Genomic DNA, 17,103 nt, shown 5'->3' with positions numbered 1-17,103 from the left:
GATGGCGGGTGATCAAAAACTGGTGACCGGCGGGGTGACCCTGGCCTACCAGGTGCACGGCGCGCCCGGCGCAGCGCCGATGGTCCTGCTGCACGGCGGCAACGCCGACGGCTCCGCCTGGGACGCGGTGGTGGGCGGGCTGGCCGAGTCCTGGCACGTGTACGTGCTCGACCTGCGCGGGCACGGCGCGAGCGACCGTCCCGGGAGCTACTCGTTCGAGCTGATGCGCGACGACGTCATCGGCTTCCTCGACGCGCTCAGCCTGTCCGGGGTGGCGCTGGTGGCGCCCGAGCCGATGGGGTTCACCGTGCCGGAGCACGAGATCCGCGGGCCCATCGTGCGGCAGCTCAACGCGCCGGACCCGGCCTGGCGGGACGCGGTCGCCGCGATCACCTGCCCGGTCGTCGTGATCGGGGGCGGCCCGGCGAGCTTCCTGCCCCAGAACCGGATAGCCGCGATGGCGGCCCGCTTCCCACGTGGGGGCCTCGTGACCATCCCGGTGGGCCACCACGTGCATCGCGACGCCCCGGATGCGTTCCTGGAGGCGGTCCGCGACCTGCCGTGACCGTGCGTAAAGCGAGCGCGCTCGGGCTCCCGGCGCTCTAACGTCTGCGGGCATGACCTATGAGGAGCTGGTCGGCGAGGCGTCCCGCACCCCGTTCGAGGGCTGGGACTTCGGCGTCTTCCATGGACGGTACGTGCAGGGTGCGCCCTCCTGGGACTATCGCGCGCTCGTCCAGGAACGGCTGCGCACCACCGGCGCGCTTCTGGATCTCGGCACGGGCGGCGGCGAGTTCCTCGCCTCACTCGCACCGCTGCCGCCGGTGACCGCGGCGACCGAGGGCTTCCCGCCGAACGTCGCGGTGGCGCGGCGGCGGCTGGCCCCGCTCGGCGTGATCGTGCACGACACCACCGGGGCACCGGACCGGTTGCCGTTCCCGGACGAGAGCTTCGACCTGGTGCTCAGCAGACATGAGGCGTACGACCCGGCAGAGGTGCACCGGGTGCTGCGGCCCGGCGGCGTGTTCGTCACCCAGCAGGTCGGCGGGCGCGACCTTGAGCAGCTCAACGCCGCGCTCGGCGGCCCGCCGCATCCCTTCCGGTCCTGGGACCTGGCGTCCGCCGTCACCGGGCTGGAGCAGGCCGGCCTGACCGTCCTCGACCGGCATGAGCAGCTCGTCCCCGCCACGCTGCACGACATCGGCGCGGTCGTGCTGCTGCTGCGGATCACCCCGTGGCAGATCCCCGGCTACGACCTCGACACCTACACCCCCCGCCTGCGCGACCTGCACCACCGGCTAGCCGCCGGCAACCCGCTGCACGTCACCGGCCACCGTTTCCTGACCACCGCCCGCCGCGCCCCGGTGTAGCCGGAGCGCGCGAAGATCGCCGTCCCGTGTCGAAACCTGCGCTCTGGCCAGACTTTTCGACACAGGATCGCGATCATGGCGAGCGCACCTGGAGCCGGTTGACACGGCGGCGCGAAGGATGATCGGCGGTTCGTGTCCAAACCCGTGGTCTGGCCGCATTTTTCGACACGAGACGGCGATCTTGGCCTCCCGGCCACGCTGGCGGATCAGGGTACCGGTACGGGCTCCAGGGCGGCCTCGGTGCGGGCGCGGGCGGCGGCGTAGCCGAACGCGGCGAGGAAGGCGCCGATCAGCAGCAGCGTGTGCGGGTAGAGCTCGGTGTAGTCGGTGACCAGGAAGTTCGAGGACACGTCCGGATCGGGCACGGGGCCGAGCGGGATCTCGACGGGCAGCGCGACCGAGGCCGGGAACCACAGCGGCGCGTACGCCGTGTCCAGGTGCACGCCGTCCCAGCCGCGCGCCCCGACCTGCCACACCGCGACGGTCACCGCCGCCCACGCCGCCCCGGTCACCCCGAGCAGCCAGGTCCACACGGGATGCGCGGGGCCGCGGATCAGCCACACGATCGTGCCGGTCAGCACGGCCAGCCATACCCAGGACACGGCCGCCGAAGCCGCAGGCGGGTTCATGGCGACCAGCAGGTGCGGCGCCAGCACCACGTAGCCGAGCGCGGGCAGCAGTGCGGCGACCGCGATCGCCGAGCGGCGCGGCGCGGGCCAGGACGCCCCGGCCCACAGGCCGCCGAGCGCCATCAGCAGAGCCACCATCGGCAGCAGCAGCGGCCCGAGCGGGTAGGACACGAGCGCGAGCGGCACCGCCACCAGCGGACCCGCCGCGAGCGCGAGCAGCGCCGCGCCGGAGCGCAGCGTCAGCAGCCGCCGCCAGTCGTGCGCCCGCTGCCCGCGCGGCGGCCGGGACAGCGCCAGGCTGGCCGCGTAGGCGAGCAGCCGCAGGTCGCGCCGGCCCGCGGCGAGCACGTGCGCCTCGGCCTGCCATTCGTGCAGCAGTTCCTCGCGCCGGTCCACCGGCCAGCGCTCGGCCGCGTACGCCAGCAGCGACGACGCGAGCCGGACCGTCATCCTCGCCACGCCGTCACTCCCCCGTCCGTGCTGCCGTACGCGATCGCGCACGGCCTGAACTCTATGCCGTCAATCTACATAGGGTCAATGCCCGGGAACGACGCGGATCTCTACCCACTGGTGTCGATGTGTGGTAAAAACTTTCCAACTTTCTCCCATCGGAGCAAGAAAACCTTCAAGGAGTCCGGATGAGCAGGATCCTTGCGCGGATGGCGGGACTCACCGCCGCGGCGACCCTCGCGATCGCCGCCGCGCCCGCCGCCGCGGCCACCACCGCCGACACTCGCACCGTCACCTATCGCGGCTACCGCGTCGCCGTGCCCGCCGCCTGGACGGTCGTCGACCTCGACGCCGACCCGGCCGCGTGCGTGCGATTCGACCGGCCCGCCGTCTACCTCGGCCGCATCGGCGACCAGTCCTCCTGCCCGGCCGGCCTGCGCGGCCGCACCGCCGGGCTCGTCATCGAACCGTTCAGCGCGGCCAACGCCGAGCGCACCGCCGCGGCCACCCCCGCCACCGGCGCCGCCGCGGCCGTGCCCTCCGGCGCGGACACCGTGACCATCGCGGTACGCGGCGCCGGTGTGCTGGTCACCGCCGTGCAGACCCCCGACACCGCGGCCGCCGTGCGCGCCGTGCTCGGGTCGGCGTCCCTCACCCGCGCGGCCGTGCCCGCCGCGCCGCAGCGTGCCGCCACCGCGGCCGTGGCCCCGCTCGCCGCGGCCGGGCCGCAGCCCGGCACGTACACCGGCAAGGGCTTCGACACCTGCACCGCCCCGGCCCAGTCCGCGATGAACGCCTGGCGCAACAGCTCGCCGTACCGCGCCGTCGGCATCTACATCAGCGGGGCCAGCCGCTCCTGCGCCCAGCCGAACCTGACCGCGACCTGGGTGACCAACCAGACGAACAACGGCTGGCGGCTCATCCCGATCGAGCTGGGCTACCAGGCGCCGTGCGGGACGCGTACGCCGAAGATGTCGAGCAACACGACGACCGCCCGCTCGCAGGGGGTCACCGCCGCGAACAGCGCGGTCAGCGCCGCGCAGGCGCTGGGCATCGGTGCGGGCAGCACCATCTACAACGACATCGAGCACTACCCGACCACGGCGTCGTGCCGCGCGGCGGTGCTGTCGTTCCTGTCCGGCTGGACCGAACAGCTGCACGCCCGCGGCTACCTGTCCGGCATGTACTCCAGCGGCTCGTCCGGCATCCGGGACGTGTGCCTGGAGCACGACAATCCGGCGTACACCAGGATCGACCAGCTCTGGATCGCGTGGTGGAACGGCGTGGCCGACACCGACGCGGGCACCTACTGCGACGACGCGTACTGGGCGAACCACCAGCGGCTGCACCAGTACGCCGGGGACGTGAACGAGACCTGGGGCGGGGTGACGATGCACATCGACCGCAACTACCTCGACGTGTCCACCGACCAGACGCCGCCGTCGGAGGATTGGACGGTCACCGTCGACAACGCCACCAGCGGCCGGTTCACCGCCAGCGCCAACTGGGGCAGCTCGGCGTTCTCCGCGCAGCGATTCGGGGCCGACTACCGCTTCGCCAGCCCCGTCGCGTCGAGCGACGCGGCCTGGTTCAAGGTGAACATCCCGGCCACGGACACCTACGAGGTCGCCGTCTGGTATCCGGCCGACCCCGGCTACAACAACATGACGCCGTTCATCGTGGCCACCAGCAGCGGCAACCAGTCGGTGCAGGTGAACCAGCGGCTCACCGGTGGGCAGTGGGTGTCGCTCGGCGTGTTCACGCTGGCCGCCGGGGACGGCGACAAGGTCGGCGTGAGCCGGTGGACCAGCGGCACCGGATACGTCATCGCCGACGCGGTCCGGATCACCCGCGTCTGACCCCTACGAACGGAACGAGCTGCTGGGGCGGGCGCGCAGGTGGGCGCGCTCGCCCTGGCGGCCGAACAGGCTGAGGAACTCGACCGGCTCGGCGTCGGCGCCGCCGAACCAGTGCGGCACCCGGGTGTCGAACTCCGCGGCCTCGCCCGGCGCGAGCACCAGGTCGTGCTCGCCCAGCACCACCCGCAGCCGGCCGTTGAGCACGTACAGCCACTCGTAACCCTCGTGCGTCTTGGGCTCCGGCTCCCGCCTGCCCTTCCCGCCGGGGATAATGATCTTGTACGCCTGGATGCCGCCCGCGCGCCGGGTCAGCGGCAGCATCGTCATGCCGTGCTGCGAGACCGCCCGCAGGTGCACGCGTGGATCACCGGTCGGCGGGGCGTCGACCAGCTCGTCCAGCGTGACGCCGTGCGCCCGGGCCAGCGGCAGCAGCAGCTCCAGCGTGGGCCGGCGGCTGCCGGACTCCAGCCGGGACAGCGTGCTCACCGAGATGCCGGTCTCGGCCGACAGCTCGGCCAGCGTGGTCTCCCGCTGCTGGCGCAGCGCGCGCAGCCGGGCGCCGACCCCGTCCAGGGTCTGCTCGTCTTCATCCGCCATACCCACCAGCTTGCCAGAACAGCAACGAACATTGCCACCTTCGCGTCGCCTCCCGCATGGTTGCCATGGAGGTGGTCACGGTGACCGAGCAGTGGAGAGACGAGTACGACGTGGTGGTCGCCGGTGGCGGGGCGGCCGGGCTGAGCGGGGCGCTGATGCTCGCCCGGGCCCGCCGGTCCGTGGTGGTGATCGACGCGGGCGCGCCCCGCAACGCCCCCGCCGACGGCGTGCACGGGCTGCTGGCCCGCGACGGCATGCCCCCGGCGGAGCTGCTGGAACGCGGCCGGGCGGAGGTACGCGGCTACGGCGGCCAGATCATGGCGGGCACCGTCGAGGACGTGCGCCGCGACGGCGACCGGTTCGCCGTCACCCTTGGCGGCGGCCGGACCGTCCGGGCGCGGCGGCTGCTGGTCGCCACCGGCCTGGTCGACGAGCTGCCCGAGCTGCCGGGGCTGCGCGAGCGCTGGGGGCGCGACGTGGTGCACTGCCCGTACTGCCACGGCTGGGAGGTGCGCGACCGGGCCGTCGGCGTGCTGGGCAGCGGACCGATGTCGGTGCACCAGGCGCTGCTGTTCCGGCAGTGGAGCGCGGACGTGACGTACTTCGCGCACGTGGTGCCGCCGACCGACGAGCAGGCCGAGCAGCTGGCGGCGCGCGGCATCCCCGTCGTGTCCGGCGAGGTCGCGGCGGTCGAGGTCGCGGACGACCGGCTGACCGGGGTGCGGCTCGCCGACGGCACCGTGGTCGCGCGCGAGGTGGTGGCGGTGGCCACGCGGATGGTCGCCCGGCTGGGCTTCCTCGCAGGGCTCGGACTGCGGCCCGTGCCGCATCCGGCGGGTGTCGGCGAGCACCTGCCGGCCGACCCGTCCGGCCGCACCGACGCGCCCGGGGTGTGGGTCGCCGGCAACGCCACCGACCTCGTGGCCCAGGTCGGCACCGCCGCGGCCGCGGGCGCCGGGGCAGCCGCCCAGATCAACGCCGACCTGGTCACCGAGGAGACCGCGCAGGCCGTGGCCGCCCACCGGTTCGCGGCACTCCCGGCGTGATCGAGGCCTCCGCCTCACCACCGCCACGTGCGCTCCCGGCATGATCGCGAGTTCGTGTCAGAACCTGTGGCGTGGCCTCAGTTTCTGACACGAGACCGCGATCTTCCTTCCAAGGTCACCACGGCGTGGCCGCTCAGTCGGGGGCCAGGTGGCCGATGTCGTTGTGCACCGCGAGCAGCCAGGTGCCGTAGCCGTGCCGGTCGGTCTCGTGGCGCCAGCGGGTCACGCCCGTGTGGTCGGCGACCACCCCGACCGGTCCCCTGCCCGCGCAGCCGGGGTGGCACACCATGGCCAGCTGGGCCGTCTCGACGGTCTCGCGGTGACCGGCGACCAGGATCCGGCGGCCGGGATGGCGCTCGATGATCGTGCGCAGCGCGGTGGCCGAGCGGGTGAGGTAGCCGTTCCACGTCTCGGCGCCGGGCGCGGGCACCCGGTCCGGGTGGTGGCGGGCCGACCCGGTCAGCCCCGCGCGCGCCTGCGCCCAGGGCAGGCCGTCCGCCGACCCGTGGTCGGGGTTGCGCAGGCCGGGTTCGGCGAGCACGGGCAGGCCGAGCCGGTCCGCGATGGCTGCGGCCGTCTCCGCCGCCCGGCGGCGCGGGCTGGTGTACAGCACGTCGAACGGGCGGTCCGCGTGCTCACGGGCGAGCCGGGCCGCGACCTGGGCCGCCTGCCAGCGGCCGAGTTCGGTCAGCCCGGTGCAGCCGCGCTCGCCGCCGGCGACCCCGGTGACGTTGCAGACGGCCTCGCCGTGGCGCACGAGTACGAGTTCAGCGTGCAGGGTGGTCATGCGGTGCTTCCTTCGCTGCCGGATGGCTGGACCCGCCGATCACATCGGATCGTGTGCGGCCGGTCACGTGCCGTGTCCACATCCGGACGACCCCGGACACCGGCCCGGGTGCGCTCGGGACAGCCGTGGGTCAGCGAGGGGTGCCGACGCCGATGATGCGCCAGCCGAGGTCGGGGAAGCCCGCGCTGCGGGCGGTGCGGTCGGAGGCGATGTTCGCCGGGTCGTGCAGGTAGATGGGCACGGCGCCGGCCGCGATGATCCAGCGGGCGGCCTGGGCGACCAGCGCGGTGGCCAGGCCGCGGCCGCGGTGCGCCGCCTCGGTGCCGACCGAGATCTCCATGCCCGCGCTGTTGTGGCGCTTGATGCCGACCCCGGCGGCGTATCGGCCGTCCTCGTCGAACCTGACCAGCACCTGGCCGCCGAACGGGTGCAGCCACTGCGGCACCCGCTGGTCCAGGGCGGGCACCCACTCGCCCACGTCGGGCAGGGCGGCCGGGTCCACTGTCCAGCGGAACACGCCGGAGAAGACGGCCGCGTCGGGCCGGTCCAGCGCGGCGGGCAGCCGGGCGGGCACGTCGGCCCAGGTCGGCACGGCAGCGCGTACCGCATCGGCGGCCGAGGGCCGCACGGAGAGCACGCCGCCGGTCGGGGTGGCCACGCCCACGACGTCACGCACGGTGCCGTCCCAGCCGGGGCGGGTCCGCTCGTCGCTGCCGACGACGGTCAGTCCGTCCTCGTCCGACCAGGCTCCCAGGTACGCGACGAGGAATTCGGCGAGGCGGCGGTCGGTGCAGATCTCACGGCTGTCCATCGCCCCGAAGGATACGTCGCCGGAGGGCGCATGCCCGGGTGCCGCCACGCCGTGGTCGCGCTGGAAGGAAGATCGCGGTCTCGGGTCAGAAAGTGAGGCCACGCCACAGGTGCTGACACGAGATCGCGATCATGCCGGGAGGGCAGGTCCGGTGGTGGAAGGGGCGTCCGGGGCGGTGGCGAGGTGGTAGCGGTGGCCGGATGAGGTGAGGAAGGTCAGGTGGAGGCCGTCGCGGTGGGCGGGGATCGGCGCGCCGGTGGTGAGGTCGGTGACCTGGGCCAGTGTGGTGCGCACGGTCAGGGTGCCCGCCCTGCCGGTGGTGAGGAGGACGTCGGTGGCCTGACCGGCGCGCCAGGTGAGGTCGACGGTGACGTCGCCGCGGGCGCGCAGGCCAGTGACCGAGCCGTCCGGCCAGGCGGCGGGCAGCGCGGGCAGCACCTCGATCACCCCGTGCCGGTGGCTCTGCAGCAGCATCTCCGCGATGCCCGCGGTCGCGCCGAAGTTGCCGTCGATCTGGAACGGCGGGTGGTCGCAGAACAGGTTCGGCAGCGTGCTGTGCCGCAGCTGCTCGGTCAGCAGGCGGTGGGCCCGGTCGCCGTCACCGAGCCGCGCCCAGAAGCAGACCTTCCACGCCTTGCTCCAGCCGGTGCCGCCGTCACCGCGCGCGGCCAGCGACACCCGCGCCGCCTCGACGAGCCGTGCGTCGCGGTCCGGCACGCCGTCGCCGCCCGGCCCGGGCCGTCCTATGCGGCGCCCGGGATGCAGCGCGAACAGATGGGACACGTGGCGGTGCTCGTCAGCGGGGTCGTCGAGGTCGGCCCGCCACTCCTGCAGCTGCCCCCACGAGCCGACCCGCAACCCGGGATCGAGCCGCTGGAGCGTCCGCTCCAGCCGTACCCGCAGCTCCGGGTCGGCGTCCAGGATCCGCGCGGCGTCGAGGGTGCTGGTGAGCAGGTCACCGATGATCTGCTGGGACATGGCCGCCCCGGCGACGTGCTCGCCGTGCTCGGGCGAGAAGCTGGGCGAGGCGACCAGGCTGCCGCCGACAGGGTCGGTGTGCAGGTTGGCCAGCCAGAACTCGGCCGCCTCGCGCAGCACCGGATACGCCCGCGCCCGCAGGAAGTCCTCGTCGAGGCCGAACAGGTAGTGCTCGTACAGGTGCTGGCAGAGCCACGCCGCGCCCTCCGGGAACCAGAACGCGGTCGGCCAGTCGTGCACGCCGGTGAAGCCGTACGGGGTCGTCTCGTTGTGCACCACCCAGCCGCCGCTGCCGAACATCAGCCGCGCGGTGGCCCGGCCGGGCGGGCGCAGCGCGTCGATGAACGCGAACAGCGGCCGCGCCGTCTCGGCCAGGTTGGTGGTCTCGGCGAGCCAGTAGTTCATCTGCAGGTTGATGTTGACGTGGTAGTCGCCGCACCAGGGCGGCAGGTTCGAGTTGTTCCACACGCCCTGCAGGTTCGCGGGCAGCGAGCCGGGCCGCGACGACGCGATGAGCAGGTAGCGGCCGTACCCGAAGAGCAGCTCGGCGAGCCCCGGCCCGCCCCGCGCGAGCAGCCGGTCGGTGGGCAGGTCCGGCGGCGTGCCGCCGAGGTCGAGGCGGCACCGGCAGTACAGCGCCCGGTGGTCGGCGACGTGCTCGGCCCGCAGTGCGGCGTAGCCACGCGCGGCGGCGGCCTCGACCGCGGCGGACACCCGCGCGTGCGGGTCGGCGCCGCGGTAGTGCGGGTACACGTCGGCGTAGTCGGTGCCCGCGGCCAGCACGAACACGACGCTGTCGGCGCCGGTGACGGTGATCCGGTCACCGTCGCAGGTCAGCTCGCCGCCCTCGGCGAGCACGCACAGCCGTGCCTCGTAGCGCAGACCGTTGTCCGCCAGCGCGCCGCACACCGTGACCAGACCCTGGTTAGGAAGGGCACCTTCTACTACGTATTCCGATAAGAAGGTGCCCTTCCTTTCGGCGGTCAGGTGGGCAGTGTCCTGGGCGGGCGCGATGTGGGCGGTCAGCGACACGTGGCCGGGCTGGTCGGCGGTCAGGCGGCCGGCGATGACGCCCGCCGGGTGGCTGGCGAGGTATTCCCGGGTGTAGGTGACGCCGCCGAGTTCGTAGCGGACGCGGGCCAGCGCGTCGGCCAGGTCGAGTTCGCGCCGGTAGCCGGTGGCGGCGTCGCCGTGGTGCAGGTCGAGGTGCAGGTCGCCGAAGTTCTGGTACGCGCCGAAGCCGCGCCGCGGCTCGCCCAGCAGCGCGACCGCCTCGTCGTTGTCCAGCCGCCCGGCGGCGTCGATCCGGGCCCGTGCCGTGGCCAGGGCTTCCGGCCGGGGTCCGGCCCAGTCGCCGTGCCGGTAGCCGTCGGTGCCGGGACCGCCGGCCCACAGCGTCTTCTCGTTGAACTGCAGCCGCTCGCCGCCCACCCCGCCGAACACCATCGCGCCCATGGCTCCGTTGCCGATCGGCAGCGCTTCGCGTTCCCAGTCCGAGGCCGGTGTGCCGTACCAGATCACGCGCACACGTTAGTGGCGGACACGCTCCCGTGTCGGGGCGCGGGTGTAGGTTGCGGGACGTGGAGGAGATGCTGGAGACCCACCGGCGCGAGCTGACCGCGTACTGCTATCGCATGCTCGGTTCGGCGTTCGAGGCCGAGGACGCCGTGCAGGAGACGCTGATCCGCGCCTGGAAGGGTTTCGACCGGTTCGAGGGCCGCTCGGCCGTCCGCTCCTGGCTGTATCGCATCGCCACCAACGTGTGCCTGGACATGCTCGGCAGCGCGCAGCGCCGGGCCCGGCCCATGGATCTCGCCTCGGCGGGCACGCCGTCGCAGGTGACCTCGGCGCCGGTGCCGCTGGCCGAGTCGGTGTGGGTCGGCCCGGCCCCCGACGACCGGCTGCTGCCCGAGCACGCCGACCCGGCCGAGCTGACCGTCGCCCGGGAGAGCGTGCGCCTGGCGTTCGTCGCCGCGCTGCAGCACCTGCCGCCGAAGCAGCGCGCGGTGCTGGTGCTGCGCGAGGTGCTGGCCTGGAGCGCGGCCGAGACCGGCGAGCTGCTCGGCCTGTCCGTGGCCTCGGTCAACAGCGCGCTGCAGCGGGCCCGGGCCACCCTCACCGCGCTCGGCCCGGCCGCCGCCGACACCGTCGCCCCGGCCGACGAGGAGCAGCTCGCGCTGCTGACGAGGTATGTCTCCGCGTTCGAGAGCTACGACATGGACGCGCTGGCGAAGCTGCTGCACGAGGACGCGACGCTGTCCATGCCGCCGTTGGACCTGTGGTTCCGCGGGGTCGCCGACATCCGCGAGTGGATGCTCGGCCTCGGCTGCGGCTGCCGCGGCTCGCGCCTGGTGCCCGTCGCCGGGGCCAACGGCCTGCCCGCCTTCGGGCAGTACCGGCCCACCGACGATCCGGGCCGCCACGAGCCGTGGGCGCTGATCGTGCTGGAGATCTCAGCCGGACGGATCGCCGGGGTCAACAACTTCCTGGACACCGAGCGGCTGTTCCCGCTGTTCGGGCTGCCGCCCGTGCTGCTGCGCGACCAGCCCGCCGAGCTCGTCGGCTGAATCGTCCGGGTGCGCCGGGAGCACCATGCGCAGCCCGGTGAGCTCCAGCAGCAGCCGCAGCCGGGGGCCGACCCGCCACAGCCGCAGCGTGCCCCCGGCCCGTACGGTGTGCAGGCGCAGCCGCCCCAGCACGTCCAGCGCGGCCAGGTCCGCCCGGGTCAGCGCGCTGACGTCGCACAGCACCACGAGCAGCGCCCCGCCGGGCGCGCCCCGCGCGGCCTCGTCCACCCGTGCGCACAGCCCGGCTAGGTCGCCCGCGCCCACCACGGGGCCGAGAACCAGCACCACGTACGACTCCCGACCATGCGCCCCCACGCCGCCTCCTCCACGGAGCACCCGTGGTGCCCCCGTACATCAGACGGCGCATGCCCGTCGTACTCATCGCCGCGGCGGCTCGCACTTTCACCGACAGGATTTTCGTCGGAGGACCGATGAGTTCCGGCGGGGCCGCTCGTCTGACCGGGTGAGACCGACGCCGGGCCACCCGGGCAGGGCGCGGGACGAACCACAGGAGTCATCATGCGCAAGATCGTCGCGGGAATCTTCCTGTCGCTGGACGGCGTCGCCGAGGCGCCGGAGACGTGGCACTTCCCGTACTTCAACGACGAGATGGGCGCCGCCGTCGGCGCGCTCATGTCCGACGCCGAGATCACCCTGCTCGGCCGCACCACCTACGAGGGCTTCGCGGCGTACTGGCCGAACAGCGAGGACGAGATGGCCGCGCAGATGAACGACGCGCGCAAGGTCGTCGTGTCGACCACACTGAAGGAGGCCACCTGGCAGAACACCACCGTCGTGCGCGACCTCGACGGGGTCCGCGCGCTGAAGGAGGAGCCGGGCGGCACCATCGGGATCACCGGCAGCCTCGTCCTGGTGCGCTCGCTGCTGCGGGCCGGCCTGCTCGACGAACTGCACCTCATGGTGCACCCGATCTGGGTCGGGCACGGCGAGCGCCTGTTCGACGAGGGCGAGACCGTCCCGCTGACGCTGGTGAAGTCCGAGACCTTCAAGACCGGCGTGCTGAACCTGACCTACACCCGCGCCTGATCCCGCACCGCCCGAGAGGAACCACCCGTGAGCACCAAGACCATCGCCGAAAAGCTGCTGATCAAGCCCGGCACGACCTACTGGACCGACGAGGCGCACGCCACGCTGATCGGCCCGCTGCCCGCGGGCGCGAGCCGCGCGGACGGCCTGGGCGCGGCGGCCGTGGGCGTCATCTTCGCCGCCGACGCGGCCTCGGCCCGGCGCGAGCTGGACACGCACCGGGCCGAGCTGGCCGCGCCGCAGGTGCTCTGGGTGGCGTACCCGAAGGGCGGCCGTGCCGACATCAACCGCGACTCGCTGTGGCCGATCGTCACCGAGTACGGCCTGCGCCCCAACGGCCAGGTCGCCATCGACGACACCTGGTCCGCCCTCCGCTTCCGCCCCGACCGCCCCGGCGAGGCCCCCTTCACCGGCGGCAAGTCCTGACCGTCCCCGCCCGCCCTCCGCTCCCGTCCGCAGGGGGCGCGGCGGAGCGGCGCGGGGTCAGCGGGTGGTGCGGGCGAGGGCGGCGATGTCGGAGTCGGCGTCGCCGTGGGCGACTCCGTCCAGCGCGGTGTCACGGGCGGCCGCCGCGACCGGGAGCGGGCGGCGGGCGCGGGACAGGGCCAGGTCGAGATCCTTGGCCAGCGCGCCCAGGGTGAACGGGGCGCCGTCGTAGTCGTCGGCGCCGAGGCGCTCGCGGCTGCGGCCCGCGATGCGCTCGAACGCACCCACGGCCAGCGTGTCCAGCACCAGGTCGCGGGGCAGGCCGAAGTCCTCGCCGAGCCGGACCGCGTCGCGCATGCCGGCCGCGACGACGCCGAGCGCGAGGTTGGCGACGAGTTTCAGGGCGGTGGCCGTGCCCACGTCTCCGGTGTGGCGCGGTCTGCCCCAGACCGACAGCAGGGGCGTGGCCGCGGCGACGTCCTCGGCCGTGCCACCGGCCAGGATGTTCAGCGATCCGGCCCGGACGGCGGGCACCGACCCCAGCACCGGCGCCTCGACGTAGCGCAGTCCCGCAGCGCGCGACGCCTCGGCGAGGGCCGCGGACTCCTCGGGCCCGATCGTGCTCAGGTTGACCACCAGGGTGCCGGGCGCGGCACCGGCGAGCACCCCGTCGGGTCCGGACAGCACCTGCGCGCAGGCGGCGCCGTCGAACAGCATCAGCGCCACCATGTCCGCCCTGGCGGCGGCCCCGGCCGCGCTCGGCGCCCGGACCGCGCCCTCCCCGGCCAGGTCCGCCGCGGCGGCCGGGGTGCGGTTCCAGACCGTGACCGGGTATCCGGCCGCGAGCAGCGTCTGCGCCATGGCCGTGCCCATCCGGCCCAGCCCGCACACGGCGACGCGCGTCATGCCCGGTCCGCCGGCACGACCGCCCACGCCTCGACCTCCATCAGGTAGCCGGGGTCGAACAGCGCCGCCACCTGCACCGCCGTGCTCGCGGGCAGCTGCTCGGCGGGGATGACCGCGTCCCGCGCGGCGCGTACCGCGGGCAGGTGGCCGATGTCGACCACGTAGTAGTTCAGCTTGATCACATCGGCGAAGGTCGCCCCGGCGGCGGCCAGGCAGCGGCGCAGGTTCTCGAACACCTGCCGGGCCTGTGCGGTGGGGTCGCCCGGCCCGACCAGGTGACCCTGCTCGTCCATGGCGACCTGCCCGGCGATCGCCACGATCCGGCCGGTGCCCCAGACGGTGTGGCTGTAACCGGGGGCCTGCGCCACGCCTTCGGGGGCGCGGACGCGTACGACGTGCGGCATGTCTCTCCTGTCCTCGGGTTGCCCGACCATCCTGTCCCGAGCGGTGCCATCGCACCAGCGCATGATCGCGATGCGAGCCATGCGTGTCATTCATAGCTGCAGCTAGCATGGCCGCCGTGGATCTCACCGCGCTCCGTTCGTTTCAGGAGGTGTGCCGGCTCGGCTCGATCAGCGCCGCGGCGCAGGCCCTCGGCTACACCCAGTCGGCCGTGTCACGGCAGATCGCGGTGCTGGAGGCGCAGCTCAAGAGCCCGTTGCTGCGTCGGCACGCGCGCGGCGTACGCCCCACGACCGCCGGGGACGTGCTGCTCGGCCATGCCGCCGTGATCCTGTCCCGGGCGGAGCGGGCCGCCGAGGAGGTGGCCGCGGCGGGCGGGCTCCAGGCCGTGCCGCTGCGCGTCGGGGCGGTGCCCACGGTCACCGCCGACCTGATGCCGCGCGCGCTGACCGCGTACACCGCCGCGTTCCCGCAGGCCCGGGTCGTCTTCGCCGCGGGCGTCACCCCGCAGCTGCTGCCGCGCCTGCTCGACGGCGACCTGGACCTGGCCGTGGTCACCGACTACCCGCCCGGCCTGCCCCCGCACGACGGCATACGCCTGCTCCACCTGCGCGAAGACCCGCTGTACGCCGCGCTGCCGGCCGGGCACCGGCTGGCCGGGCGCGAGATCGTCGACCTGTCCGAACTGGCCGGTGACACGTGGGTCGAGGACTACGCGGGGGCGGCCGCGATGCTGGTGAGCGCGTGCGGGCGGGCCGGGTTCACCCCGCGCATCGACATCGAGTGCGGCGGCTGGCTGGGCAAGCAGGCGTTCGTGGCGGCCGGGTTCGGCGTCACGCTGGTGCCCGGCCTGCTGGTCCCCGCGCTGCGCCCGGACATCGCCGTCCGCCGGCTCCGCGACCCCCCGACCCGCAACGTCTACGCCGCCCTGCGCACCCCCGACGCCACCGGCACCCCCGCCGCCGCCTTCGCCGACGCCCTCCTCACCGCCGCCCGCCCCGAAGATCGACGCGGCGGAGGGGTCAGCGCGGGGCCGGGGAGTCGACGGGGGTGAAGGCGTGGTGGTGGGGGTCGAGGAGGTGGATTTGGCTGGCGGCGATGTCGAAGTACATGCCGACGAGTTCCAGGCGGCCGTCGTGGACTCGTTCGGCGACCGGGGGGTAGGTCATCAGGTTCTCGAGTTGCTGGATCACGTTCTGCTGGCAGAGACGGGTGAGGTGGTCGCTGGGTGAGGCGGTGCGGGGGGCGGTGCGGTGCATGCTCGGCATGGCGTGGCGGAGCCAGCGGCGCAGGTGGGGCATGGGGGCGGGGTGGGTGTCGGAGCGGAGGAGGGCGGCCAGGGCGCCGCAGCCGGAGTGGCCGCAGACGGTGATGGTGCGGACGTTGAGGACCTGGAGGGCGAAGTCGACGGCGGCGTGGACGCTGCCGTCGTGCTCGTCGCCGTGGCGGGGCACCAGGTTGCCGACGTTGCGCACGGTGAACAGGTCGCCGGGGCCGGTGGCGGTGATCAGGCTGGGCACGATGCGCGAGTCGGCGCAGGTGATGAAGAGCTGGGTGGGCTGCTGGCCGGTGCGGGCCAGCTCGGCCAGCAGCGGGCCGACCCGGCGGGCGCCGTGGCGGTGGAACAGCCGGGCGCCGCGGGTGAGGCGCTCGCGGGCGCCGGACGGGACGGCGCGATGCATGCGCGGCAGCAGCCACGCGGTGGGGTGCACCTTGCGGGCCGGCGGGCGCTGGCCGGTGATCGCCTCGGCGTACCAGTGGTGGTGCAGCTCGTGCACCTCGACGGTGCCGCCGCCGCGCTCGTGGCCGGTACGCCAGTCGTGCAGCGCGGTGACCGCGGCGTGGTCCATGAAGTCGGCGTTCAGCTCGACCGCGACCGGCGTGCCCGCCGGGACCTGCGCCAGGACCCGGGTCAGCTTCGGCACGGCGAGGAAGGTGAGCGAGCCTTCGACGGCGACGTGCCAGCCGTGCTCGTCGTGGTACGCGCGCACGGTGGCGTGGGTGAGCCGCCAGACCGACAGCAGCAGTGCGCAGACCATGCCGACCAGCACGCCCTCGAACAGCCCGAGCACCACCACCGCGGCCAGCGTGAGCAGGTAGACCGGCATCTCCCGGTGCTGGTGCACCTGCTGGGCGTGGGTCAGGTTGACCATCTTCACGCCGGTGTAGACCAGCAGCGCGGCCAGCGCGGGCAGCGGGATCAGCTCGATGACCGGCGCGGCGGCCAGCACCAGCGCCAGGATCCACACGCCGTGCAGCACCGTGGACAGCCGGGAGCGCGCCCCGGCCCGCACGTTCGTGGTGGACCGCACGATGACGCCCGCCACCGGCAGCCCGCCCAGCGCCCCGGCGACCACGTTGGCCGCGCCCTGCCCGGCCAGCTCCCGGTCCAGGTTGACACGCGGCCCGTCGTGCATGCGGTCCACCGCCACCGCGCACAGCAGCGACTCGACGCTGGCGACCAGCGCCACCGCGCCGACCGCGGCGAGGATCGTGGGCGCGGTCGCGTCCGGCCAGACCGGCCCGGCGTCGAACGCGAGCAGGTCGCCGGGGATGTCGACGCGCTGCAGCTCCCAGCCGGTGAGCGCCGCGACGGCGGTGCCGATGACCACGGCCGCCAGCGGCGCCGGCACGTATGTGGAGACCTGCGGCAGCAGCCGCCAGCCCCACAGCACGGCCAGCGTCAGCACGCCGATGAACACGGCCGGGGTGTGGTTGTGCAGCAGCTCGCCGGGCAGCGCGCGCAGATTCGCCAGCGCCGAGGCCTGCGGCGCGTCGCCGAGCAGCACGTGGAGCTGGGACAGGACGATCACGACGCCCACCCCGGCCAGCATGCCGTGCATGATCGCCGGGGAGACGGCCAGCGCGGCCCGCGCCACCCGGGCCGCGCCCAGCAGCAGCTGCAGCAGCCCGGCCGCCATCGTGATGGCGCATGCCCCGCGCCAGCCGAAGGTCGCCACGGTCTGCGCCACGATCAGGGTCAGCCCGGCCGCCGGGCCGCTGACCTGCACCGCCGACCCGCCCAGCGCGCCCGCCACGACCCCGCCGACCACGGCGCTGACCAGTCCCGCCAGGACCGGCGCGCCGGACGCGACCGCGATGCCCAACGACAGCGGCAGCGCCACCAGCACCACCACCAGGGACGCCGGCACGTCCGCCCGCAGCCGCTCCCGCCACACAGTGCTCATCCCCCGCGTACCCCCTGTTGCTCGCGTACTTCCACACCTC

At 74.1% G+C, this 17,103-nt stretch carries 17 protein-coding genes; 8 read left to right on the top strand and 9 right to left on the bottom strand.

All coding sequences use genetic code 11. The annotated features are described in order from the left end of the window. Window position 1: 1 nt before the first annotated feature. Both CS0771_RS19725 and CS0771_RS19720 read left to right on the top strand, forming a co-directional pair. The gene (locus CS0771_RS19725) at window positions 2–565 is read left to right on the top strand and encodes an alpha/beta fold hydrolase (RefSeq protein WP_212842351.1); all 564 of its coding nucleotides are present in this window, start codon (window positions 2–4) and stop codon (window positions 563–565) included. A 52-nt stretch (window positions 566–617) separates the two neighbouring features. Further along, window positions 618–1,370, top strand: a complete 753-nt coding sequence (locus CS0771_RS19720) for a class I SAM-dependent methyltransferase (RefSeq protein ID WP_212842350.1) — start codon at window positions 618–620, stop codon at window positions 1,368–1,370. A gap of 206 nt (window positions 1,371–1,576) precedes the next feature. On the opposite strand, the gene CS0771_RS19715 is transcribed toward CS0771_RS19720, so the two are convergent. Further along, window positions 1,577–2,458 carry a hypothetical protein gene (locus tag CS0771_RS19715; protein WP_212842349.1) on the bottom strand — a complete coding sequence of 294 codons (882 nt, stop codon included), beginning with the start codon at window positions 2,456–2,458 and terminating at the stop codon, window positions 1,577–1,579. 179 nt (window positions 2,459–2,637) lie between these two features. Between CS0771_RS19715 and CS0771_RS19710 the strand changes: the two genes are divergently transcribed. Beyond that, window positions 2,638–4,308 carry a glycoside hydrolase domain-containing protein gene (locus CS0771_RS19710; RefSeq protein ID WP_212842348.1) on the top strand — a complete coding sequence of 557 codons (1,671 nt, stop codon included), beginning with the start codon at window positions 2,638–2,640 and terminating at the stop codon, window positions 4,306–4,308. 3 nt (window positions 4,309–4,311) lie between these two features. On the opposite strand, the gene CS0771_RS19705 is transcribed toward CS0771_RS19710, so the two are convergent. Beyond that, the gene (locus CS0771_RS19705; RefSeq protein ID WP_212842347.1) at window positions 4,312–4,905 is read right to left on the bottom strand and encodes a helix-turn-helix domain-containing protein; all 594 of its coding nucleotides are present in this window, start codon (window positions 4,903–4,905) and stop codon (window positions 4,312–4,314) included. An 80-nt stretch (window positions 4,906–4,985) separates the two neighbouring features. On the opposite strand from CS0771_RS19705, the gene CS0771_RS19700 reads away from it, so the two are divergent. After that, window positions 4,986–5,951, top strand: a complete 966-nt coding sequence (locus CS0771_RS19700) for an NAD(P)/FAD-dependent oxidoreductase (RefSeq protein ID WP_212842346.1) — start codon at window positions 4,986–4,988, stop codon at window positions 5,949–5,951. A 133-nt stretch (window positions 5,952–6,084) separates the two neighbouring features. Here CS0771_RS19700 and CS0771_RS19695 read toward each other — a convergent pair whose 3' ends face one another. The 3 genes from CS0771_RS19695 to CS0771_RS19685 form a co-directional block, all read right to left on the bottom strand. Further along, the gene (locus CS0771_RS19695) at window positions 6,085–6,738 is read right to left on the bottom strand and encodes a histidine phosphatase family protein (RefSeq protein ID WP_212842345.1); all 654 of its coding nucleotides are present in this window, start codon (window positions 6,736–6,738) and stop codon (window positions 6,085–6,087) included. Between the two features lie 130 nt (window positions 6,739–6,868). Then, on the bottom strand, window positions 6,869–7,549 hold the full coding sequence (locus CS0771_RS19690) for a GNAT family N-acetyltransferase (RefSeq protein ID WP_212842344.1): 681 nt from the start codon (window positions 7,547–7,549) through the stop codon (window positions 6,869–6,871). 129 nt (window positions 7,550–7,678) lie between these two features. Then, complete coding sequence (locus tag CS0771_RS19685; protein ID WP_244870895.1) at window positions 7,679–10,048, bottom strand: glycoside hydrolase N-terminal domain-containing protein; 2,370 nt, start codon at window positions 10,046–10,048, stop codon at window positions 7,679–7,681. Window positions 10,049–10,116: 68 nt separating this feature from the next. On the opposite strand from CS0771_RS19685, the gene CS0771_RS19680 reads away from it, so the two are divergent. Next, window positions 10,117–11,094 (top strand): sigma-70 family RNA polymerase sigma factor, encoded by a 978-nt coding sequence (locus tag CS0771_RS19680; protein WP_212845925.1) that lies wholly within the window; start codon window positions 10,117–10,119, stop codon window positions 11,092–11,094. Here the strand turns inward: CS0771_RS19680 and CS0771_RS19675 are convergent. Further along, a complete protein-coding gene (locus CS0771_RS19675; protein WP_212842342.1) occupies window positions 10,981–11,409 on the bottom strand; it encodes an STAS domain-containing protein in 429 nt (142 codons plus the stop codon). The two genes, CS0771_RS19680 and CS0771_RS19675, sit on opposite strands and share 114 nt — an antisense overlap. A gap of 204 nt (window positions 11,410–11,613) precedes the next feature. Between CS0771_RS19675 and CS0771_RS19670 the strand changes: the two genes are divergently transcribed. Together CS0771_RS19670 and CS0771_RS19665 are read left to right on the top strand one after the other, a co-directional pair. Further along, complete coding sequence (locus CS0771_RS19670; RefSeq protein ID WP_212842341.1) at window positions 11,614–12,141, top strand: dihydrofolate reductase family protein; 528 nt, start codon at window positions 11,614–11,616, stop codon at window positions 12,139–12,141. A gap of 27 nt (window positions 12,142–12,168) precedes the next feature. Next, window positions 12,169–12,567 (top strand): hypothetical protein, encoded by a 399-nt coding sequence (locus CS0771_RS19665; RefSeq protein WP_212842340.1) that lies wholly within the window; start codon window positions 12,169–12,171, stop codon window positions 12,565–12,567. Between the two features lie 57 nt (window positions 12,568–12,624). Here CS0771_RS19665 and CS0771_RS19660 read toward each other — a convergent pair whose 3' ends face one another. Both CS0771_RS19660 and CS0771_RS19655 read right to left on the bottom strand, forming a co-directional pair. Beyond that, window positions 12,625–13,473: an NAD(P)-dependent oxidoreductase gene (locus tag CS0771_RS19660; protein WP_212842339.1), complete on the bottom strand. Its 849-nt coding sequence runs from the start codon at window positions 13,471–13,473 to the stop codon at window positions 12,625–12,627. Continuing rightward, complete coding sequence (locus CS0771_RS19655) at window positions 13,470–13,877, bottom strand: RidA family protein (protein WP_212842338.1); 408 nt, start codon at window positions 13,875–13,877, stop codon at window positions 13,470–13,472. Before CS0771_RS19655 ends, CS0771_RS19660 begins: the two co-directional genes overlap by 4 nt. A gap of 116 nt (window positions 13,878–13,993) precedes the next feature. On the opposite strand from CS0771_RS19655, the gene CS0771_RS19650 reads away from it, so the two are divergent. Then, window positions 13,994–14,929 carry a LysR family transcriptional regulator gene (locus tag CS0771_RS19650; RefSeq protein ID WP_212842337.1) on the top strand — a complete coding sequence of 312 codons (936 nt, stop codon included), beginning with the start codon at window positions 13,994–13,996 and terminating at the stop codon, window positions 14,927–14,929. Here CS0771_RS19650 and CS0771_RS19645 read toward each other — a convergent pair. Next, the gene (locus CS0771_RS19645) at window positions 14,898–17,063 is read right to left on the bottom strand and encodes a SulP family inorganic anion transporter (RefSeq protein WP_212842336.1); all 2,166 of its coding nucleotides are present in this window, start codon (window positions 17,061–17,063) and stop codon (window positions 14,898–14,900) included. The two genes, CS0771_RS19650 and CS0771_RS19645, sit on opposite strands and share 32 nt — an antisense overlap. Window positions 17,064–17,103 lie beyond the last annotated feature (40 nt).

The organism is Catellatospora sp. IY07-71 (assembly GCF_018326265.1).
Lineage (GTDB): Bacteria > Actinomycetota > Actinomycetes > Mycobacteriales > Micromonosporaceae > Catellatospora.
This window is presented reverse-complemented; position numbering and strand designations above follow the sequence as displayed.